This is a genomic window from Spirosoma validum (genome assembly GCF_014699035.1).
GTDB classification, from domain to species: Bacteria; Bacteroidota; Bacteroidia; order Cytophagales; family Spirosomataceae; genus Spirosoma; species Spirosoma validum.
Genome location: NZ_JACXAA010000006.1, coordinates 409,757 through 432,104, shown reverse-complemented (window position 1 = coordinate 432,104; position 22,348 = coordinate 409,757). Strand labels below are relative to the sequence as shown.

The 22,348-nt window shown below is 47.5% G+C and carries 19 protein-coding genes; 10 read left to right on the top strand and 9 right to left on the bottom strand.

The annotated features are described in order from the left end of the window. The first annotated feature begins 50 nt into the window (after positions 1-50). Positions 51-650, top strand: coding sequence for a guanylate kinase (gene gmk, locus IC230_RS18500; protein WP_191040520.1), 600 nt, complete (start codon positions 51-53; stop codon positions 648-650). A gap of 87 nt (positions 651-737) precedes the next feature. Beyond that, positions 738-1,310, top strand: coding sequence for a nicotinate (nicotinamide) nucleotide adenylyltransferase (gene nadD / locus IC230_RS18495; protein ID WP_191040519.1), 573 nt, complete (start codon positions 738-740; stop codon positions 1,308-1,310). Between the two features lie 16 nt (positions 1,311-1,326). Here the strand turns inward: nadD and IC230_RS18490 are convergent, their stop codons facing one another. The 3 genes from IC230_RS18490 to cysS all read right to left on the bottom strand — a co-directional run bounded on the left by IC230_RS18490 (position 1,327) and on the right by cysS (position 4,444). Further along, positions 1,327-1,707, bottom strand: a complete 381-nt coding sequence (locus tag IC230_RS18490; protein ID WP_191040518.1) for a hypothetical protein — start codon at positions 1,705-1,707, stop codon at positions 1,327-1,329. A gap of 88 nt (positions 1,708-1,795) precedes the next feature. Next, positions 1,796-2,824 carry a M28 family peptidase gene (locus tag IC230_RS18485; RefSeq protein WP_191040517.1) on the bottom strand — a complete coding sequence of 343 codons (1,029 nt, stop codon included), beginning with the start codon at positions 2,822-2,824 and terminating at the stop codon, positions 1,796-1,798. A gap of 105 nt (positions 2,825-2,929) precedes the next feature. Next, positions 2,930-4,444, bottom strand: a complete 1,515-nt coding sequence (cysS, locus tag IC230_RS18480) for a cysteine--tRNA ligase (protein WP_191040516.1) — start codon at positions 4,442-4,444, stop codon at positions 2,930-2,932. Between the two features lie 257 nt (positions 4,445-4,701). Here cysS and IC230_RS18475 point away from each other — a divergent pair, with 257 nt between their 5' ends. The 5 genes from IC230_RS18475 (at position 4,702) to IC230_RS18455 (ending at position 12,996) form a co-directional block, all read left to right on the top strand. Next, complete coding sequence (locus IC230_RS18475) at positions 4,702-5,898, top strand: hypothetical protein (RefSeq protein ID WP_191040515.1); 1,197 nt, start codon at positions 4,702-4,704, stop codon at positions 5,896-5,898. A gap of 11 nt (positions 5,899-5,909) precedes the next feature. Then, the gene (locus IC230_RS18470; protein WP_191040514.1) at positions 5,910-6,824 is read left to right on the top strand and encodes a PfkB family carbohydrate kinase; all 915 of its coding nucleotides are present in this window, start codon (positions 5,910-5,912) and stop codon (positions 6,822-6,824) included. Between the two features lie 725 nt (positions 6,825-7,549). Beyond that, entirely contained in the window at positions 7,550-10,546 is a 2,997-nt protein-coding gene (locus IC230_RS18465; protein WP_191040513.1) for a SusC/RagA family TonB-linked outer membrane protein, read from the top strand. Between the two features lie 26 nt (positions 10,547-10,572). Beyond that, entirely contained in the window at positions 10,573-12,039 is a 1,467-nt protein-coding gene (locus IC230_RS18460) for a RagB/SusD family nutrient uptake outer membrane protein (protein WP_191040512.1), read from the top strand. A 165-nt stretch (positions 12,040-12,204) separates the two neighbouring features. Further along, positions 12,205-12,996, top strand: a complete 792-nt coding sequence (locus tag IC230_RS18455) for an SDR family NAD(P)-dependent oxidoreductase (RefSeq protein WP_191040511.1) — start codon at positions 12,205-12,207, stop codon at positions 12,994-12,996. A 1-nt stretch (position 12,997) separates the two neighbouring features. On the opposite strand, the gene ybeY is transcribed toward IC230_RS18455, so the two are convergent. Together ybeY and IC230_RS18445 are read right to left on the bottom strand one after the other, a co-directional pair. Beyond that, entirely contained in the window at positions 12,998-13,411 is a 414-nt protein-coding gene (ybeY, locus tag IC230_RS18450) for an rRNA maturation RNase YbeY (protein ID WP_191040510.1), read from the bottom strand. Next, positions 13,408-13,929 (bottom strand): GNAT family N-acetyltransferase, encoded by a 522-nt coding sequence (locus IC230_RS18445; RefSeq protein WP_191040509.1) that lies wholly within the window; start codon positions 13,927-13,929, stop codon positions 13,408-13,410. Before IC230_RS18445 ends, ybeY begins: the two co-directional genes overlap by 4 nt. 80 nt (positions 13,930-14,009) lie before the next feature. On the opposite strand from IC230_RS18445, the gene IC230_RS18440 reads away from it, so the two are divergent. The 3 genes from IC230_RS18440 to bioD all read left to right on the top strand — a co-directional run bounded on the left by IC230_RS18440 (position 14,010) and on the right by bioD (position 17,048). Beyond that, the gene (locus IC230_RS18440) at positions 14,010-15,041 is read left to right on the top strand and encodes a zinc-binding dehydrogenase (RefSeq protein WP_191040508.1); all 1,032 of its coding nucleotides are present in this window, start codon (positions 14,010-14,012) and stop codon (positions 15,039-15,041) included. A gap of 183 nt (positions 15,042-15,224) precedes the next feature. Then, positions 15,225-16,391 carry an aminotransferase class I/II-fold pyridoxal phosphate-dependent enzyme gene (locus IC230_RS18435; protein WP_191040507.1) on the top strand — a complete coding sequence of 389 codons (1,167 nt, stop codon included), beginning with the start codon at positions 15,225-15,227 and terminating at the stop codon, positions 16,389-16,391. Positions 16,392-16,400: 9 nt separating this feature from the next. Continuing rightward, a complete protein-coding gene (gene bioD, locus IC230_RS18430) occupies positions 16,401-17,048 on the top strand; it encodes a dethiobiotin synthase (protein ID WP_191040506.1) in 648 nt (215 codons plus the stop codon). Between the two features lies 1 nt (position 17,049). On the opposite strand, the gene IC230_RS18425 is transcribed toward bioD, so the two are convergent. The 4 genes from IC230_RS18425 to IC230_RS18410 form a co-directional block, all read right to left on the bottom strand. Further along, positions 17,050-17,883, bottom strand: a complete 834-nt coding sequence (locus tag IC230_RS18425) for an aminotransferase class IV (RefSeq protein WP_191040505.1) — start codon at positions 17,881-17,883, stop codon at positions 17,050-17,052. Positions 17,884-17,966: 83 nt separating this feature from the next. Further along, positions 17,967-19,208, bottom strand: a complete 1,242-nt coding sequence (locus tag IC230_RS18420) for an aspartate kinase (RefSeq protein ID WP_191040504.1) — start codon at positions 19,206-19,208, stop codon at positions 17,967-17,969. A gap of 86 nt (positions 19,209-19,294) precedes the next feature. Beyond that, a complete protein-coding gene (dxs, locus tag IC230_RS18415) occupies positions 19,295-21,229 on the bottom strand; it encodes a 1-deoxy-D-xylulose-5-phosphate synthase (protein ID WP_191040503.1) in 1,935 nt (644 codons plus the stop codon). Positions 21,230-21,425: 196 nt separating this feature from the next. Next, positions 21,426-22,346, bottom strand: a complete 921-nt coding sequence (locus IC230_RS18410) for a rhomboid family intramembrane serine protease (protein ID WP_191040502.1) — start codon at positions 22,344-22,346, stop codon at positions 21,426-21,428. Between the last annotated feature and the right edge of the window lie 2 nt (positions 22,347-22,348).

The following is a 22,348-nucleotide window of genomic DNA, read 5'->3' as shown; positions in this document are numbered from 1 at the left end:
AACCTTAATTACCCCAATTATTTTTTATTCCAACCAACGTATTATCCACTGTGGACGGTAAACTTATTATTTTTTCAGCCCCTTCTGGTTCGGGCAAAACCACCATCGTTAAGCATTTGCTGGCCGAGAACAACAATCTCGGCTTTTCCATTTCAGCCTGCACCCGCGACCGTCGGGGTCGTGCTGAAGAGAACGGCAAAGACTATTATTTTCTAACGCCTGAAGATTTTAAGCAGAAACTGGACAACAACGAGTTTGTCGAATGGGAAGAGGTGTATACTGGAGCCTTTTATGGTACGTTGAAGTCTGAAATTGAGCGCGTTTGGGCAAGCGGTAAACACGTATTATTTGACGTAGACGTACAGGGAGGGCTAAAGCTGAAGAATTTTTACGGCGATAAAGCCTTAGCTGTCTTTGTAAAAGTGCCGGATGAAGAAACGCTACGTCAGCGCCTGATTGGTCGGGGTTCTGAAACGGAAGAGAGTTTGTCCCGGCGTTTGTTTAAAGTCCATTTTGAAATGAGTTTCCAGGATCGTTTCGACGTCATTCTGATGAACGATGACCTGGAAACATCGCTACAAAAAGCCCAAAAGCTGGTTGATGATTTTGTGACAGAAAACAAAGTGCCGGCAAAAGGCGCTATAATATAGGTCATCAGTACCATAAGCCAATAGTCGTCAGTCGACAGTAAGTATACGTAGTACTATCGACTGCTGGCTATTGACTAACGACTAATTATGAAAATCGGCTTATTCTTCGGCTCGTTCAATCCCATTCATACTGGTCACCTGATCATTGCAAACACGATGGCCACGACTACTGACCTGGAGCAGGTGTGGTTCGTGGTGTCGCCCCAGAATCCATTTAAGAAGACGAAGAGTTTGCTGCACGAATTCGACCGGATCGACATGGTCGAGCGCGCTATTGCCGACAATAGCCGCCTGAAAGCAACTAACATTGAGTTTTCGATGCCAAAGCCCAGTTATACAATTGATACGTTGGTGCGGCTTGGAGAAAAATATCCGCAGCACACATTTCGGCTGATTATGGGCGAAGACAATCTGGAGCAATTTGCCAACTGGAAAAACTACGATAAGATTCTGGAATACTACGGATTATACGTTTACAAACGTCCCCGTGCGGTAGAAAGTCCGTTCAAAACGCACGCTAATGTTCGCGTCATCGAAGCGCCTTTGCTGGATATTTCCGCTACGTTCATCCGCGACTGTATTCGTGCCAATCGTTCCATCCGCTATATGGTGCCGGAAGTCGTGGAAGAAATGATTGAGCGGAAAAAATTTTATGTGTAGCCCGGCCAGGCTACTATTACGGAAGACCATTCTGGAAGGTAATTTCGGTGGCTAAGCCGATGGCACTCATACGTATCGCTACCGAGCGACTGTTGGATTTTGCGCCGGGTTGGTCACATTGAGGCCCTTTCTCCAAAAAATAAATATAGAACTTCTGATTACGGTCGGCAATCTGGTTGATATCAGGACGGCCCAGTAACTCTGTAAGTGTATTCGCGGTCTGGCCTTTCAAATTTTGAACTTCAGCCCTAAAATCGGGCAAAATTGCATCGCGAACACCATTGCAGCCGCCCCGATCACCTCGCCATTTTTTCAAATCAAGTTTGCCAAACGTATCAGGAGCAGGACTGCATCTAGATAACAAGATTACAGTAAGTGGTAAGAGCAAAAACTTCATATTTATTTTATTTAACCACAGAGTCACGGAGAGCACAGAGTCTTCCTCAATATTTCTCTGTGTTCTCCGTGACTCTGTGGTTAGACCCTCATTGTTCGTTATAAAGAACCTGCAACAGGGTTTGGCCTACGGCTTTAAGTGTACCCCGATCAATATTACTCATGTTGTCTTCAGCTGTATGCCAGGCCGGGAAAAAGCCCCCCGACCCAATATTCGTATGAATGATGTCAATCATCGGAATTTTAGCAATGGTGTTTGGGGCAAGGTGATCGTCCGTGATTTGGCCGCCGGGCGTATCAATGAAATATTGACTGTAACCGGCGCGGCTAGCTGTTTGCCAGACATTATTGACAACTGTCGGCGCAAACTGCATCGAAAGGCCTTCCTTGGCGAACGTAGCACCTTTGGCTCCAACCATGTCCAGCAAAATACCGTAGTACGCCGAGTAGCCAGGCTTGTGGAGATTTTTAGCCCAATAACGCGAACCCAGACAAAAGCCAATATAATCGTACTGATTTCCCGTTTCTTTCTCAAAATCACCACTCGCCTTTTCGCCGTTCCCCCAATCCTCAGCATCAAAGAAAATGATGTCAATGCCCACCGTTGGCTTCTGCTGACTTTGTTGAATCGCACGGGCTAATTCAAGCAATACGCCTACACCACTTGCTCCATCGTTAGCTGCCGTTACCGCCTTATTTTTATCAGCCGCGTCAGGATCCTGATCGGCATGAGGGCGCGAATCCCAGTGAGAAGCTAATAAAATTCGCTTGGTCGCCTTAGGGTTAATACTGCCAATTATATTGCGGGCATTGAGTTTTTTGCCATCCCACGTAGTGGCTACAAACGATTGCTCAGTAACCCCACAACCGAACTGTTTTAGTTTAGCAGCAAGGTAGTTACCTGTTTGAACGTGCGCGGGCGTGTTAGGTACACGTGGACCAAACTTTACCTGTTGGTCAACGTACGTATAAGCTGAGTCCGCATTAAAGGCTGGGGCTGTAACAACTGCTGGTTGCTCAGTTGTCTGTGTAGTATCGGTTTTCGACTCTTTTGTCCGGCAGGCACTGGTTGTTAACAGCAAAAGGGCTATGGAATAGCCAAGAATGGATTTCGTCATTTTATGGTTATTGATCGTCATTCGGGGTCATCTATAGCCTTTGATCTCTAATCAGATATTCTGGTTTAATGACCTATGGCTACGAATGACAGGAAATAACATTTCTTATTCCTCATACGCCCAGTCAATCTGGTGCTTCATATCCTTGATAGCCAGTCCCTGTGCCTTGAAGTACGAACGTATCTGATCGACTTTGTCGTATTGGCGTTGCTCTTTATACTCGCGATATAAGGTTAACAGACCTTCCAGAACCGGCTGATTAGACGTACCTTCTTCTTTAAGGCCAAGTACATCCTGCATGAACGTAACAAACGATTCTTTAAGCAGATTAAATACGTCTTCGCCAAGCGCCGATGCCTGAAGCTGTTGCAGATAAAGCATGTTGATATACTTCAGCAGCGTAAACAACTGCGCAATGCCGACGGCCGTATTAAGGTCATCATTCATCGCATCGTAAAACTGCTGAACCGCCTGCCGAATATCCTGCTGCTTCGTCTCATCTGGCGAATCCACGCTGGGCGAATCCACGCCGGGCTCACCTTCACCAGCCTGGTACGTCATCATTTTGATGATACGTAATCCGTTTGCCAAACGACGATAACCTTTCTGAGCTGCTTTGAGCGCATCGTTCGAGAAATCGAGGGTGCTGCGGTAGTGTGACTGGAGCATGAAGAAACGTACTGTCATGGGGCTATAGGCCTGTTCGAGCAGGTAATGGCTTCCTGCGAACAACTCGGAAGGCAGAAAAGAGTTGCCCAGCGACTTTGACATTTTCTGGCCATTAACCGTCAGCATATTCGAGTGCATCCAGTAACGTACTGGATCATGACCAGTCAGTCCGTCGCCCTGGGCAATTTCGCATTCATGGTGCGGAAACTTTAAGTCCATACCTCCGCCGTGAATGTCAAACTGCTTGCCTAAATATTTGGTACTCATGCACGTACACTCCAGATGCCAGCCTGGAAAACCCTCACCCCAGGGCGAGTTCCAGCGCATAATATGCTCGGGAGCCGCTCGTTTCCAGATGGCAAAATCAAGTGGACTACGCTTTTCGGACTGTCCATCTAACTCACGGGTTTCATTGAGCAGATCCTCCAGAATCCGGCCGGAGAGCTTGCCGTAATTACCACCGCGCTGGTTATACGTATCAATGTCGAAGTAGACCGAGCCATTCGATTCGTAAGCCAGTCCTTTCGTCAGCAAAGCCTGCACGGCTTCAATTTGTTCAACCATGTGACCCGTTGCCGTTGGTTCAATACTGGGCGGTAACGTATTAAACTGGGTCATTACGGTGTGAAAATCGTTCGTGAAGCGCTGCACGATTTCCATCGGCTCAACCTTCTCAAGCTTAGCCATTCGCCCGATTTTATCTTCGCCCTCGTCACCATCGCCGACTAAGTGGCCCACATCGGTGAGGTTACGGACGTAGCGTACTTTATAGCCGATAAATGTTAGATAACGATATAGCGTATCGAATGTCAGAAACGTACGGACGTTGCCAAGGTGAACGTAATTATAGACCGTTGGACCACAGACGTACATGCCTACGTAAGGCGGGCTGAGTGGTTCGAATAATTGTTTTTTGCGAGCGAGGGTATTATATAAATGAAGCGGTTGCATAGGTTGATTACCTGTTTCTGGAATTGACAAAGGAATAGACCTGCCGAGCGGCATAGGTAGTGTAGAGGTTACTAAATCAGCGACAACAGTGTGTGCGTAAAACGTAAATTTCCTTCGTCAACATGGCAGAAAAGATCCTGTTTAATAGGGCGAAGTTACGGATTGTTCGGGGAAAACGGTAGGTTAACCAAAGAGGCCCCGTCACTTTTGGCTATATTCGCGTTTTGTTTTAAAAACTGACCATCTCCAACGCTGTAATGCAGATAGTTGAGGTAGGCGCTAACGCCAACTATCAGAAAGAATTTATCCAGTTTCCGGTACGACTCTATCGCAATGATTCGTGCTGGATTCGCCCATTGGATACCGATGTTGAGGAAGTATTTGACCCCGCTCGCAACAAACGATTCGAGCACGGAGCGTGCATTCGGTATTTACTGCTGAACGACAAAAAAGAAACAATCGGACGTATCGCGGTTTTCGTCGACTACGAAATTGCCAATCTTGATAACGATCAGCCTACCGGAGGCTGTGGCTTTTTTGAATGCATTGACGACCAGAAAGCCGCTTTCATACTGTTCGATGCGGCCAAATCGTGGCTTCAGAGCAAAGGTATGGAAGCGATGGACGGACCGATTAATTTCGGAGATCGCGATCGCTGGTGGGGACTTCTGGTCGACGGATTCGACCGGGAGCCCAATTATTGCATGCCCTACACCAAGCCGTACTACGTTCTACTTTTTGAGAATTACGGCTTCAAAGATTATTTTAAGCAGTTTACGTTCGGCATTCCAACGACCTGGTCGAAACTGGTCGATATGTCGCAGGCTGTAAAAGATCGTGCCCAACGGATTTACGAGAATCCCGATTACAGTTTCCGAACGATTGATAAGAAACACCTTCCGGCTGCGGCTGAGCAATTTCGACACATTTATAACGCAGCATGGGGTGGACATAGTGGCGTTAAAGAGATGTCGGCTGAACAGGCGCAGTTACTGATGTCGAAACTAAAGCCGGTTATTGATGAAAAAATCATCTACTTCGCTTATTATCATGATGAGCCTGTCGCTTTTTTCGTTTGCTTACCCGAACTGAATCAGGTATTTAAGCACGTTAATGGTAAATTGGATCTGATTGGAAAATTGAAATTTCTGTGGCACATGCTCTTGAAAACCAACCACAAAGCATTTGGCGTCGTGTTTGGTGTAGCGCCAGAGCATCAGGGAAAGGGGGTAGAAGCGGCCATTGCGTTACGTATGCCGCATGAAGCTGATCGTAATCATAACTTTCAATACACCGAACTGGAAATGAACTGGGTCGGTGATTTTAATCCGATTATGGTACGTTTTGTGAGCCAGTTAGGATCAAAAATCGTTAAAACCCACATTACGTATCGTAAACTGTTCGACGAGACCAAACCATTCAAACGTTGCCCGGTAATTGGGCGCAAGAAATAAACTAAATACACATGAGTCTATTAACTGTTGGGTCCGTAGCGTTCGACGCACTGGAGACCCCGTTCGGCAAGACCGACAAAATCATCGGCGGTGCCGCTACGTATATCACGCTGTCGGCTTCGTATTTCACGAAAGAAAATAATCTGGTTGCCGTTGTAGGTGATGATTTCCCGCAGTCCATGATTGATGATCTGACTCAGCATGGCATCAATACCGAGGGATTACAGGTTCGGAAAGGGGAGAAGACGTTCTTCTGGTCGGGGAAATATCATAACGATATGAACTCGCGTGATACGTTGGTGACGGAGCTGAATGTAATGGAAAACTTCGATCCAATCATTCCAGACTCGTATCAGAACTGCCAGTATCTAATGCTGGGAAACACCGCGCCCTCTATTCAGCAACTTGTCGTTGAGCGGCTGCAAAAACGACCAAAGCTGATCGTGCTGGACACAATGAATCTCTGGATTGATATTGCAAACGCTGATCTGATGAGTTTGTTGAAGCTGGTTGACGTTCTGGTGCTGAACGACGAAGAGTCCCGAATGCTGACCCACGAGTATTCGTTGGTGAAAGCAGCCGCCAAAATTCAAGCGATGGGGCCAAAAACGGTTATCATTAAGAAAGGCGAACACGGTGCGTTACTTTTCAGTGAAGGCCGTACATTTTTTGCTCCTGCGTTGCCACTCGAAGTCGTTTTTGATCCGACCGGTGCGGGCGATACGTTTGCCGGTGGTTTTATTGGACACATTGCCAAAACCGATGATACTTCGTTCGATAACATGAAACGGGCTATCATTTATGGTTCAGCAATGGCGTCGTTCTGCGTAGAAAAGTTTGGTGCTGAACGTATTATGAACCTGACGCAGGAAGAAATTCAAGCTCGTGTAAATGAGTTCGTTACATTGTCAGCATTCGGACTATAATACACAGGCCTTTCGCTCACCGTGTTATTTGAAACAAGTCGAATAACTTGGTGAGCGAAGGGACCAACGCAACAAAAGCGTATTCTCAATAACGGGATCAGGCAACGGGGAGTCAGATGCTTATAGCTGACTCCCCGTTGCCTGATCCCGTTATTGCCTTGTACGTACCTATTATAGCATATCCGCTGCCACTACTCAGATTATAGCTGCCTTAGAACAGCACGAAACGGTAGAAATGAGCAATCAGTTTTCATACACTACTATACTCCGGCAATCCGCTATAACGCGGCATCTTTTCAGCCCACAATCCCAGAGGTAGACAGCATCATTAGTAATTCGGTCAGCCTCAGCCACTATGTGTACTGGTTTCGTGCCAGTGTATAAGTTGGTAGCAAGCAAGGACAACGAGCCATCTAGCTAATGGACCTGAGTCTAGTATGATAAAAATGGCCTGAAAACGTTGCCGGGAACGATTGCGTAAAAAATCAAAAAATTATTGATATTATTCTAAGTAAAAATCAGGTATAATTACTTACTAGTTTTATGTGCAAGTACTTAAGTATATGCCTTATAGTATTCTACGATCTAATTCCAGCGTATTTTCTGCCAACTCGATCAGTTCGTTGGCTGCCTTGAAGGAATACCTCCAGGGCAGGATAGTCAACTCGTCTTTTGCCCAACGATTTGCAATATGTCTGATTCATCTTTTCCCTCCCCCTTTTCCTATGACAAATCAAGTAAGGTGTAGACAAAACGTGTTCGTCACCGCTATTTTAACGGCGATCGTGCTCGTGACAAATGTCCAGTTTTCAGAGGCCAGCACCTCTCATGCCCATCATGAAGCAATACAAAAAATTTCGGGTACTGTAACCGATGAAAATGGTGCAGGGCTGCCGGGAGTTAGCGTTATCCGAAAAGCTACTACAGCCGGTGTAACGACTGACAATAATGGAAAATTCAGCATTGATGTCAATTCCGGCGACGTACTTGTTTTCTCGTTTGTAGGTTATTTGAAAGAAGAAGTTAAAATAGCTTCCCAAACGGTGGTAAATATCCAGCTTAAACCGGACACGAAAGCGCTGGAGGAAGTGGTAGTGACGGGCTACGGGAATCAGAAACGGGCTGAGTTTGTCGGCTCGTCGGCGGCTATCAAATCGACAACGATTCAGGAAATGCCTGTCACCAGCGTTGAAAGTGCCATGCAGGGGCGCATGACGGGTGTACAAGTTCAGCAGAGTTCGGGCCAGCCAGGAGCGGGTGTCTCGATTCGGGTACGGGGCGTTACGTCCATTGCAGGCGGAAATGAGCCGCTGTTCGTTATTGATGGGGTGCCGCAGTTCAATAATGACAACCGGGCGCTGAATGGCTTGTCGTCCTTCAATTCAAGCGATATTGAAAGCATCGAAGTTCTCAAAGATGCGTCGGCCACCGCCATTTACGGGTCGCGGGGCGCTAACGGTGTGGTTCAGATTACGACAAAAAGCGGTAAGGCGGGTCAGAATCGGATCACCTACGATGCCAGCTTTACGAATCAGACCATCCAAAGGAAAATGAACGTAATGGATGGTACGCAGTATCTCGATTTTACAAAGCGATACTATACGAATTCCAGCCTGGCCATCCCATCCGAAGTGACCAATGCCACCAATGCCAACACCTACTGGCAGGACCAGGTGGTTCGATCGGCCCTGCAACAAAGCCATACGCTGAGTTTTTCGGGAGGGACCGAGAAAACGCAATACTACGTGTCAGGTAACTACCTGACGCAACCTGGTATCATTCTGGCGACTAATTTTTTTAGAGGGTCGCTACGGTTCAATCTAAACACACAGCTGAATTCTAGAATAAGCCTTCGCACTTACATGACGGTTGCCCGAACTCAGTCTAACGGGTTCTCCGCTTCCGACAATTCTCCGACGCGTTATATGGGTAAAAACGGGGTTGGCGCTATGGTGCTGGCCTCACCCACGGTTGCTCCGTATAATGCTGACGGTACGTATGGAAATCCGCGCCCATTTTCATTCAGCGGTATCGATGTCGAAAATCCGCTGGCGTTCACTAAAGAGTCGCTGGACAGAAACACCGTAACCCGTTTTCAGGGCGGTATGGATTTTAGCGTAAAGATGATCGAAGGACTGACGAACACGACCCGGGTTGGTATCGATTATTTTACGGCTCGCGCCGATTTGTATTTTCCAATTGTGCTGGCACAGTTGAGTTCAGGCGTCGGCATCGGACAATTGACGACGACCAACTCCATCAACGTCGTCGCTGAAGATTTTATGGAGTATAAAAAGAAACTGGGAAAGCTGGATTTCGAAGGAGTCGTCGGAGCATCCGTTCAGGCAACTCAAGTGGACCTGATTCAGCTGTTGGGGTCAAAATACATCAATGACGATTTGAAAGATTATAACTTCTCGGCAGCAGGTAGTGTCTCTAAGCCTGTTACGGACATTATCAAAAATAACCTGGTTTCAGCCTTCGGTCGGTTACGGCTGAATTATAACGACCGGTATTTGTTTTCAGCCAGCCTTCGCCGGGACGGTGCATCGGTGTTCAGCAAAAACCACAAATACGGTACATTCCCTTCGGTAGGCTTAGCCTGGCGGGCGTCGGAAGAACCGTGGCTCAAGCAGTTTAGTATGCTTTCTAACCTGAAAGTGCGCGGCAGCTGGGGACAATCGGGGAATCCGGCCATTCAGCCCTATCAGTCCTTGCTGGTTGGTAACATAATCAACACGGCGCAGGGGGCTGGTTCGGGGCTGGTGGTTGGTCTGTCGCCTACGTTGCCCAACGATAACCTGACCTGGGAAACGACCACGCAAACCAATGTAGGTATGGATGCTGGTCTGTTAAATGATAAATTCCGGGCTTCGTTCGACTACTATGTGAAAAACACGACGTCGCTGCTGGCCACCGTTCAGTTAGCACCGTCGACGGGCTACAACACCATTATCGACAATGTAGGGCAGGTTCAGAATAAGGGCTTTGAGCTGGAAGTAGGCGCTGATCTGCTCAATACCAATGATTTACGCTGGATGGTGGACGCCAACCTGTCGATCAATAAAAACAAGGTAATAGCCACCAAAAATAACCTGCCGATCAGTTCGGGTAACTCCAGAATCACACCAGGGGATCCGCTGTCGGCCTTTTATGGACCCAAAACCAATGGGGTGGATGCTAAAGGAGAACTGGCCTTTGAGGATATCAATAACGACGGCATTATCGATGGACGCGACAACCAGTTTTTGGGTAGCCCCTATCCCACCTCTATCATCGGTCTGACCAACAGCATTCGGTACAAGCGGCTCAACTTCACCATGACCTGGTCAAGCGTACAGGGAAATCGCATTGATAATCAACTGCTGTTTACGCTGGCCGAACCCACCCCGGCGTTCAATCGGATTGACAACATTTACGACTATTACCCAAATCCAAAAGCCGGGATTGTCCACCGTCGGTCAGAGCTGTTTATTCAAGATGGTTCCTACGTCCGTTTACGGAACATCCGGCTGGATTATAGATTGCCGCTGGGCAATCAAACCGTGATCAAATCGGCGAATGTCTATGTGTCAGGGCAAAACCTGATCACGTTCACCAACTACAAAGGATTCGACCCGGAAGTGAACGCATTCAGCGGTAACTCGCTGCAGCAGGGGGTCGACAACGGGGTTTATCCGGGGGTTAAATCCGTTACACTAGGGGTATCCGTCAGTTTTTAATGCCAACCGAAACAGACATTCAGACCATGAAAATAACATACATCATCCCTGTTCTTTTGACCATCCTGCTGGGAGCTTTGTCGGGTTGCGACAAGCTGCTGGAAGAAGTGCCCCCCGCTAAATACCAGATTGCCACCTTGAACAAGCCCTTGCTGGATGCGTTTGTCATTGGTGCTTACGAACCTCTCTCCCGCTCAAGGGGACGGCTTTGGGAATCGACCCTCACCCGCGACGTGGAAGGCTGTGCCGAATATTGTCAGTTGCCGGCCGGTGGCGGAACCAACTACATGAACTACAATTTCGAGCCGCAACGGGGGGATAACACGGCCCGCTGGACCACCTTCTACGAAGCGATCGGAAAGGCAAACTTAATTCTGAAAACCATCGACGACGACCAGTCGCTGGGTACTGACATCAAGGCGCCATTCAAGGGAGAAGCCCTCTTTATTCGATCAACCTGCTATTGGTGGCTGACGCGGATGTTTGGGGCAGTGCCGTTGCGGTTAATCCCTATTCAAAACTCGAACGATACCGCCCTGCCTTTGTCTGATTCCAAAACGGTAATCGACCAGATCATCAAAGATCTGACGTTTTGTGAAGCCATATTACCCCTGAAAGTAGCGGAAGCCAACACCGGACGGGCCACGCAGGGGGCAGCCAAGATGATGCTGGCCGAAATCTACCTCTGGAATAAAGATTACACGAACGCGCGGGCCAAAGCCAAAGAGGTGATCGATAACAAAGCTAAATACGGGTACGACCTGGTCAGATCGCTGGAAACGCTCTATTCGCCAACGGCACCGACTAACTCGGAAGAGATTTTTGCCATTAAATTCTCGCAGCAAAAAGCCCTCGGCTCGTTTCTGCCGACGTATGCGTTCGAAGGTCGGGCGTTACAGGCTGGTCTGGCGGCTCGTGGTATTTCGGCGCTCATGGTCCGAAACGCTCCGTTAGTTAGAGATTGGGATAAGCGGGACCTACGCAGAAGCTGGAATCTGATCGATACCATTACCATCAGTGGCGTTAAGCTCCGGGCCAACATGATTCCGGATGCTAGCTACATGTTTGGTAAATACCGCGATGGAGCCGCTCCCGAGGAAACAGCCGCCGGGAACGATTTTTACCTTTACCGGTTCGCCGATGCCTACCTGATTTTTGCAGAAGCGGAAAATCAGCTGAATGGACCAACGTCTGCGGCCTATGATGCAGTCAATCAGGTCAGACGTCGGGGTTATGGCGTCGATCTATCCAGAACCAGCACCGTCGCTGATTTCCCGGCGGGGCTCTCGAAAACGGCGTTCGACGATCTGATTTTCCAGGAACGAGGATATGAATTTATGTACGAGTGCAAGCGCTGGTGGGATATGGTTCGTACGGGCCGAGCCGACGCGGTTGCTAAAGCTGCTGGTAAGACGCCCACGGGTGGTAGCATCACCCGGTTCACGTATTTCATCCCCGATGTCGAGTTAACCAACAATCCACTGATCAAATAGGACGGAATCAACAAAAAAGCTCCTGCGAAACCGGGAGCTTTTTTATGCTGATGCCACTGCCAGGATTTTTCAAAAAAGACCTGTCTTCTAATATACATGAAGCAAAGGAGCTGCGAAATAATTGTATTTTCGATCAGGGATTAATCACGATTTAGTCAACACATCATGCCAGACTTCACAAACCAGGTTGCGTTTATTACCGGTGCCGGATCAGGAATTGGCCGGGCCACTGCACTAGCGTTTGCGAAAGCGGGTGCAAGGGTTGTCGTTGCTGAACTCAACGAAGTGGCTGGACAGGAAACGGTTGATCAAATCCAGCAATTGGGCAGTGAGGCTTTGTTTGTTAGCTGTGATGTCGCCCATGCTGATCAAATTAATGCGGCTGTGCAGAAGACCGTTGATACGTATGGCCGTCTGGATATTGGCATTAATAACGCGGGCATTGGCGGGAAATACGCCCGTTTAACGGAGCAAACCAACCTCGATTTTGAGCAGATGATGGCTGTTAACGTAGGGGGCGTATTTTATGGAATGCAGGCCCAGATTCGCCAAATGCTGACTCAGAAAGACGGTGACCATCCAGTCCGGGACCATCCCGCTCGCGGAAAGATCGTTAACGTATCAAGTATTGCCGGAGTGCGGGGTATGCCAATGGGTGCGCTCTATAGTGCGTCGAAACATGCCGTGATTGGCTTAACCAGAACGGCTGCCCTGGAATACGTTCGACGACATATCCGTATCAACGCCGTTTGTCCGGTTTATACCCACTCTGCAATGGTAGACGAATTAGTTCGGGAAGTACCAGATATGGAGGAAAAAATGCGTCGACGGATTCCGATTGGTCGCCTAGGTGAGCCAGAAGAAATTGCTCAGGCCATTCTTTGGCTATGCTCCGATGATAACGATTTCGTTACCGGGCAAGCAATTCAGCTAGACGGCGGTATGACGGCGGGTTAGTTTACGTACTTCTTAGCCATTCTTCTTCTTTCTTCCGCATCTGGGTTTGCTCTTCATCCGTTTTGTCGCCGTAACCGCAGAGATGCAAGAGGCCGTGGGCCAGTACGCGACGCATTTCCTGCTCAGCCGAGACGCCTAGTTGAGATGCATTATCGGCGACGCGTTCGACGCTGACAAAAATGTCGCCCTCGATTTTGCCCTCCTCCTCACTCTGATCGAACGTAATGATATCCGTGTAATAATCGTGCTGTAGATAGTCCCGGTTAACCTGCAATACATACTCATCGGAGCAGAAAATATAATTTAACTCTCCTACAGCATAACCTTCGTGTTCGGCTTGTTGCTTAAGCCACTGACGAATTGCCTGTTTCTGAGGAAGTTTATAGGGAACGTCTTCGTTGAAAAACCGAATCATAACAATGTCTTTATATCAGGCCATACGTAGCGGTAGCAATCCGAAAAGCTTCCATCTGGATTCTCCAGAGAAGCCCTCTCTTGGTTAATTCCACCCATTTTGTCGTAAAATTTCTGAGCATTCGTATTTTGGACCAGAACCCACAGATAAAATCCAGCTTCGGGGCTTTTCAGATAAGCCCATTCAGCGGCTAATTTGATAAGAACACGGCCAATACCCTGGCCTTTCAGGTCTTTACGAACGTGCAGATTGTCGAGAAGGGTTCCCCAAACTGGATTATCGTTGGCGTAAGCACAGGCAAAACCGCAAATTGCTCCCTCCGACTCTGCCACGATAATGCATTGATTTGACGAAGGGTGATTGATACGTTTCTGCCAGACTTCGCGCCTATTTTGAATAACAGGACCATCCAGAAACGTATCGCTGAAGGCTCCTCTGTAGTTTTGCTGCCAGCTAAGACTATGTAGTTGAGCAATGGCCTCTGTGTCTTCAGATGTAGCCTCCCGATACGTTATCATTAGGTAGATAGAATTAGTTTCGGCAAATCTAAAAGCCAGAAATTGTGTTACAAAGTCATCGTACAACTACGAATTAGCCAATGAAAGCCATCTTACTGCCTGAGAAACACCAACCTGTTCAATACATTGACGTTCCTAAGCCGTCTGCCGGATCGGGCGAAGTGCTTATAAAAGTACAGGCGGCTGCTCTGAATCACCGCGATGTGTTTATTCAGCAGGGTTTGTATCCCAAAATTAAGTTGCCTGTAATTCTTGGTTCAGACGGGTCAGGTATTGTAGAAGAAGTTGGTGAAGGTGTTGATCCGGTCTGGCGAGGTCAGGCCGTTATTATTAATCCGGGGATGGGCTGGGGCGATAATCCACGATTTGACGGTCCCGACTTTCGAATTCTGGGTATGCCTGAAAATGGTACGTTCGCGGAATACGTAACGGTTGGTGTCAACTACATTCATCACAAGCCAAATCACCTTTCGTTTGAACAGGCAGCTGCGCTTCCATTGACGGGCCTGACAGCCTGGCGCGCACTTATGACGCGGGCAAGGTTGCATGCTGATGGCAATAACGCGCCCGAGAAGGTACTAATTACAGGCATTGGTGGGGGAGCAGCTTTGTTCGCTTTGCAGTTTGCTGTAGCAGCAGGGGCCGAAGTCTGGGTGACTTCCGGTTCCGAAGAAAAGCTGGAAAAAGCAAAGGCGTTAGGAGCCACCGGTGGAATTAATTACCACGAAGCAGACTGGCATAAAGCGCTCCTGGCCCAAACGGGCGGTGGCAGAAGCGGTTATTTCGACGTAATCATTGATAGCGCTGGTGGAGCCGCGTTTGCCAAACTGATTGACGTAGCAGCACCGGGTGGCCGCATCGCCTTTTATGGTGGAACAACGGGCAACATTACGGACATCGTACCGGCTAAAGTCTTTTTTAAGCAGCTGTCTATTTTCGGTTCGACAATGGGAAATGAACGCGAATTTGCCGACATGCTTGCCTTCGTTATTGATAAACAAATTGTGCCCATTATCGATGAGATTATGCCATTACGTGATGCAAATCAGGCGATGCAAAAAATGGATGCAGGAAAACAAACGGGGAAAATAATTCTACAAATAAGTCAATAACTGTTTTTATAGTTGCGCATTTAGTGAGAATATGGCCTATTTGTTCAGTTTCTTCGCAAGCAATACACGTTAATGAAAAGTTATCCACAAAGTGAATGTGGATAACTCCATACTTACACACATTTTCACATACTAGCCTTTTCCGGTTACGATCATTCCGTCAAGAGACTTTACCTTTGTGACATGCCTATTCTGACACGGTCTGTTACCGATACGTTATCGGAACGCTTAGCGGCTTACCAACAAGCAGGCCTATTACGTCAACTTCGGACAACAGACGGAGCCGTCGATTTTTGTTCGAACGATTATCTCGGATTCGCCCGATCGGCTGAACTCAAAGCTGCGATTCGCCAGGCGGACGATCAGTACGTAAGTGCGCGGATTGGCGCGACCGGATCTCGTTTGTTAGCTGGTCAGACAGTTCTAGCGGATGAGGTTGAGCAAGAATTAGCTTTGTTTTATCAAACCGAATCGGCACTTATTTTTAATTCCGGTTACGACGCTAACCTTGGCCTGTTAGCTTGTTTGCCCAAAGTAGGCGATACGTTGCTAACCGATGCATTAGTACACGCCAGTATGATTGACGGAGCCCGTCTGTGTTATGCTACCCGCCAACGGTTTCGTCATAACGACCTGACCGACTTGGAAACCAAGCTACAGGAAGCTGCTCAGTCACAACAAAGCGGAGAACTGTTTGTAGGGGTTGAGTCCGTTTATTCGATGGATGGTGATGTGGCTCCGCTACGTGCAATAGTCGATCTCTGCGAGCAATATGGTGCGGCTTTGATCGTCGATGAGGCCCATGCGACTGGGATTTGCGGCCCCAATGGTGAAGGTTTAGTAGTTGAGCTAGGCTTACAGGATCGCGTATTGGCTCGCGTTCATACATTCGGGAAAGCGTTAGGTATTCACGGCGCGGCCATAGTAGGATCGGCCACTTTACGTAGCTATCTCATCAATTTTGCTCGTTCGTTTATCTATACGACCGCTTTACCTCCGCATAGTCTGCTGGCGATACGTTGTGCTCATGAGCACGTAAAAGCACATACAGACGCTCGACATCGGCTTAACGAACGACTTATCTACTTCCGGGAGCGCGCTCATGATTTGCTGCCTGATGCTACCTGGACAGATAGTGAGTCACCAATCCAATGTCTGATTATACCGGGAAATGAACAGGCGCGCTACGTTGCCAGTGTAGCTCAGAAAACAGGCCTGGATGTGCGGGCAATCCTTAGTCCAACTGTGCCAGCTGGTCAGGAGCGACTCCGGTTGTGCATTCATTCGTTTAATACAACGGAAGAAATAGACAGGCTTCTGGCTGTTTTACAAACCTCTCTGAAAAAGTAATTCCGGGTTATGAGTCTAAATCCAAAACCTACTCAGTTTATCGTAGCCGGAATCGGTACAGAAATTGGGAAGACAGTCGTTTCGGCCATCCTGGTCGAAGCACTACAAGCCGATTACTGGAAACCTGTTCAGTCAGGTGCTCTAACGGATTCGGATACAAACACAGTTCGTGAGTTAGTACGTAATCCGGTTTCTCAATTTCATGCTGAAGCATACCGGCTGACGCAGCCCTTGTCTCCTCATGCTGCCGCTGAGTTGGATGGAATTACGATTGAGCCAGAAGTTATTACGTTACCGCAGACCGATAACGCGTTAGTCGTTGAACTAGCAGGTGGATTACTGGTGCCGCTCAACAGAACTTATCTGAATATTGATTTGGTACAGCAACTGGATCTACCCGTTGTGTTGGTATCCCGAAACTACTTGGGTAGCATTAATCACACGTTGCTGTCGGTCGAAGCCTGTCGTAGTCGGAAAATTGAAATCTTAGGAATAATTTTTAATGGTGCGTCTAATCCGGCCACTGAAGACTTCATTCTGGCTTATACTACTCTGCCTTGTATCGCTCGAATCGGGCAAGAAGGGCAGATCACTCCCGAGATTATCAACAAGTACGCTTCCTTAATAGACTTAGAAGCTATCAGAAATTCAAATTAGATTACCAGTTCTTCACCAGTTCGTTAAAGCGCTCCAGTAGGAATTTCGATTTGGGGCCAACGTAGCCATCACCAATGGTCAGATCGCCAATTTGAGTAATGGGCAGCACTTTTTTCGTTGAACTTGTCGTAAAGGCTTCATCCGCATCGTAGAGTTCGGAGAGCAATAGCGGTCGTTCTTCCACCTGGAAGTCGCTCTGTGCTAGTTGCATAATAGTTCGCCGGGTGATGCCGTGTAAAATATACCGGCTGGGCGTAACGAGCTTGTCTCCCTTGACAATGAAGAAATTACTCCGACTTAATTCACTGATTTCTCCCCCTTTTTGATACAGCAAATCGGACGCGCCAGCTGATCTAATAGCCTGGGCCATCAGAATAACGCGCTTATAATCCGTGCTTTTCACTTCGGCCATTTCCCGGACGTACTCATCCAGAATCACTTTAATGCCCTGTTCATATTGAACCGTTGGCACTGGATGAATTGGCTCTGTCAGGATAAGTAAATTGGGTCGTTCGATACTGATGCTGTCGGCGGAGTATCCACCTGTCATTACGAATCGAAACGCCATATCAGAGGCCGCACCAGCTCCAACGCTACGTTCGATGAGATCCATCAGAATGGCGTAGGTCTCGTTCTTTCCAAGTGGAAGTGGCAAGTGCATACGCGTTGCCGAATTCTGAAACCGCTCCCAATACCAATCCCACTGAAAGGGCCGACCGTTGTAGGTCAGAAAGTAATCGAATAGACCATAACCGCGAAGCAGGGCGAGGTCTGTTACACCGACGGCGAGTTGGTCGGTAGGAGCGATGGTGCCGTTGAAATAGCCGTAGTGCATAAAATGCGTCTGTTTTATAGAGATCAAAGATAAAGGTAAATGGTCTGACTCAATTGGCTAAACTAAGTAAACCCGCAATTCGCTTATCCTAGATCTTTCACTACCAACTGCACGGTATATCGGCTTTTCTGCTCTAATAACAGCTTTTTGTGAATCAGTACGCGATCAATCGTATTCTGGTTATAGTAACGAATGGTAATCAGTTCTAACCCGTCGTTATAACTAACCCGGAAATCCTGCTTCAACTGAGCCAATAAAGCTGGGACGCGATCAGGGTTATTGTCGACAACCACGGAGAAGCTGATTGCGGTATTCTGCATTAGGTTGATTTTCACACCGGCCTGGGCAAATCGGCCAAAAATTCGGCTCAGGTTATCTTCCGCAATGAACGAAAAATCGTTTGGATGAAGCGAAATCAAGACCTGCTTAATCTTGAAAATAAACGAAGGCGTCTGCAAATGCCCTTCCGAGTTGCCGATAACCGTACCGGGCGCATCAGGCTTTAAAAATGACCGTACATACAGCGGTATACTTTTGTTCTGTAACGGCTTGATTGTTTTTGGATGAATAACGGTCGCACCATAATAGGCCAGTTCAATGGCATCCTGATACGTTAGTTTATCCAGCAGGACGGTGTCGTCGAACCACTTCGGATCGGCATTTAATACGCCCGGTACGTCCTTCCAGATTGTAACACTTTCCGCATTCAGGCAGTAGGCAAAAATGGCGGCTGAGTAATCAGAACCCTCACGCCCAAGTGTAGTGGTTCGACCATCAGGCGTTTGCCCAATAAACCCCTGGGTCACTTTGATAGACTTACCTGTTACCACTTGATATATGCGCCGATTTGTTTCATTCCAGTCAACCTGGCCTTCGCGAAAATTGGTGTCGGTACGGATCAGTTGCCGGGCATCAAGCCATTCTGTTGGCAATCCTGTTTGTGCCAGATAAGCCGCTACGATTTGTGTTGATAGAACTTCTCCCAGCGAAACAATCTGATCATAAATGTCATCATGGGCTGCCGTAGATGGTTTCGACAGATACGCTTCAAGCTGGGCAAATGTTTGATGGACTCTGGAGAAATCGCCTGACAGTTCTGAGAGAACGCTGTTGTGATAAGATCGAATTAGCCCAAAATGCTTCTGGACTTCGTTTGTTCGATGATGAGTATAAGCCCGAACAAGGTCTTCCAGCGCATTGGTCGTTTTTCCCATCGCTGATATAACTACCATCGCGGTTTGCCCCTGCGTTCTAACAATCTTAGCCAGATTTCGAACGCCAGCCGCATCTTTTACTGATGCACCACCAAACTTGAAAACTTTCATGATTCATTAAAAAAAGACAGGATTACAGAATTAAAAGGATTTTGCTTCATCCCGCATAATTCTGTAATCCTGTCGAAAAAAGACGTCTAAACCGTTATCGTACGCCCTGTAAATAGTAGCTCACGAACGGAATCAGCAATACCTTGTGGATCGAAACCACATTCTCGTTGTAATTCAATTTGCTCACCGTGTTCAATGACAGCATCCGGAATTCCCAGGCGTTTGACACGAGCCATATAACCCTGATTCGCCATGAACTCCAGTATAGAGCTTCCGAAACCACCCATAACACAGCCATCCTCAACGGTTAATACACGGTCGAAACGGCTGAAAATCTGATGAAGGAGTTCTTGGTCCAGTGGCTTTACGTAACGCATGTCGAAATGCGCGGGCTGAATGCCTTCTTTGGCCAGCAGTTCTATAGCTTGAACAGCGTAGTTACCAATGTGCCCAATCGTCAGGATTGCTACGTTTTCGCCATCGCTAATCATTCGACCTTTTCCGACAACTTGCTTTTCAAGTGGCGTACGCCAGTTAGACATAACGCCCTCACCTCGTGGGTAACGTATCGTAAACGCTCGTTTTCCCTGCTGAACCTCATCTGACTGAGCGGTAAACATCATGTTACGTAACTCCTGCTCATTCATTGGCGCAGCCACAATCATATTCGGAATGCAGCGCATATAGGCTATGTCATAAGCGCCATGATGTGTTGGGCCATCGGCACCTGCAAAGCCGGCCCGGTCGAGGCAAAAAATGACGGGGAGTTCCTGAATACAAACGTCGTGGATGACCTGGTCATAAGCCCGCTGCATAAACGTTGAATAGATATTGCAGAAGACTACCTCACCTTGCGTGGCCATACCCGCCGAGAACGTAACGGCATGTTGCTCGGCAATCCCAACGTCGAAAGCCCGCTTAGGCATGGCCTTCATCATCAGGTTCATGGATGAACCTGAGGGCATAGCTGGCGTAACGCCAACGATACGTAAATTTTGCTCAGCCAACTCAACTAACGTATTACCAAAAACGTCCTGATATTTTGGCGGCTGGGGCGCATCGTATATTTTCTTGTGAATAACGCCAGTTACCTTATCAAACAAACCGGGCGCATGCCACTTCGTCTGATCTTTTTCGGCAGGACCGTAGCCTTTGCCTTTCACCGTCAGGATGTGCAGTAATTTGGGGCCAGGAATGTGTTTTAGATCGGCTAGAACGCTTACTAAATGATCAATATCGTGACCATCGATCGGACCAAAATAACGTAGATTTAGTGATTCAAATAAATTGCTCTGTTCCAGCAGTGAACTCTTAATCCCTGACTGAACCTGAGAGACTAGTTCCTGAGCGGTTTTGCCCAGTTTATCCATCTTGCCCAGTAAATTCCAGACTTCATCTTTCACCTTATTGTAGGTGTGTGATGTAGTAATATCGGTCAGGTATTCTCGCAGAGCCCCCACATTCGGATCAATGCTCATGCAGTTGTCATTCAGGACAATCAGCAAGTTGCTATCCGTTGCTCCGGCATGGTTCATACCCTCAAACGCTTCACCAGCTGTTAATGCCCCATCGCCGATAACTGCAATATGATTACGCTTGAGATTACCCTGTAGCTGTGAGGCTACAGCCATGCCCAAAGCTGCCGAAATAGACGTAGAGGAATGACCGACACCAAACGCATCATACTCGCTCTCCTTGCGTTTAGGAAAGCCTGATAGACCTTTGTAAAACCGATTTGTATAAAATTTGTCGCGTCGACCAGTTAATATTTTATGGCCGTAAGCCTGATGGCCTACATCCCAAATCAGTTGATCATCGGGCGTATTGAATACGTAGTGTAACGCAACGGTTAATTCGACTACGCCCAGACTAGCGCCAAAATGGCCACCATAAACGGATACGTCATCAATAATGAATTGACGGAGTTCGTCGGCAACCTGAGGCAAGCGAGATTTATCGAGTTTACGAAGATCGTCGGGTGTATTAATAGTGGCCAAAAGATTGCCAGGGGTAATCAGCATGGTGGTAACAGCTAAGCGTCTGTTTTACAACACACGTAGTAGACACAATGTTCTACTGGCGAACCGCCCATTGTGTTCAAACAGCGAAGCTACTATAATTTTTTGATATTTATAAAAAAACGAAGCCCCTGCCTGCCTACACATATACGTAGACGACAAAGGCTTAGATTTTTGTAAGAATATTTATCTCGGCAAGTCAGTTTCGCTGGCTTGCCCGAAAGAGTTTTTGTTTTTCTTCGCGGGTCAGGCTTTCGTAACCCGAGCGGGAGATCTTATCCAAAATGGTATCAACTTCATCCTGGTCAGGAGTCGACAAAGATGATGAGCTGGATGGGGCTACGTACGAACTAGCCTGTGTGTTAGCATTGCTACGTTGGCGGTACGATACTTTAACTGCTGGCTTGGGTTTAAATAAATTACTCCAGCCGTCAGCCAGCCAATAAACTGGACGTCCCAGGTCAGTACCGTTTTGAAGTAGTTTGACATAGAAAAATCCCATCAGTGCCCCACCAAGGTGAGCCAGATTTCCACCCGCATTCGTTCCGGCTGACTGAGCCACAGAAAGAATGATAAAGAAAAATACGATGTACTTAATACGTACAGCGCCAAAGAATAAGAGATGAAACGTATAATTCGGTAGTAAGGTAGCGGCACCAACAGCCACTGAGAAAGCAGCAGCAGATGCGCCTAACATGCGTGCAGCATCTGACTGGTTCTGAAAATAAGGTACTAAGTTGTACATAGCCAAGTATAGGACACCACCGGCCAAACCACCCATAATGTATAGACCAATCAATCGGCGATTACCTAAATATTCGTCAATCAAGCGACCAAACCAGTACAAAAAAAGCATGTTATAGAGAATGTGAAAAATCTCATCATGCGTAAAGAAATACGTAAAGAGAGTCCAGGGTTTATACAGGAAGGCCTGTACCTGACCGGGTAACATGAGTTGCTCCCGGATGAAGTAATACACATCCAGATTCTGCGCCATTGTTAAGCTTACTTTAGCTACCAATAGCACCAGAAAAACAACAATATTAATCAGTATCAATTGCACCAACGTATTGTTGGGCTTATTGAATTCGCTCCGAAAATCCTCGAACAAACCGCTCATCA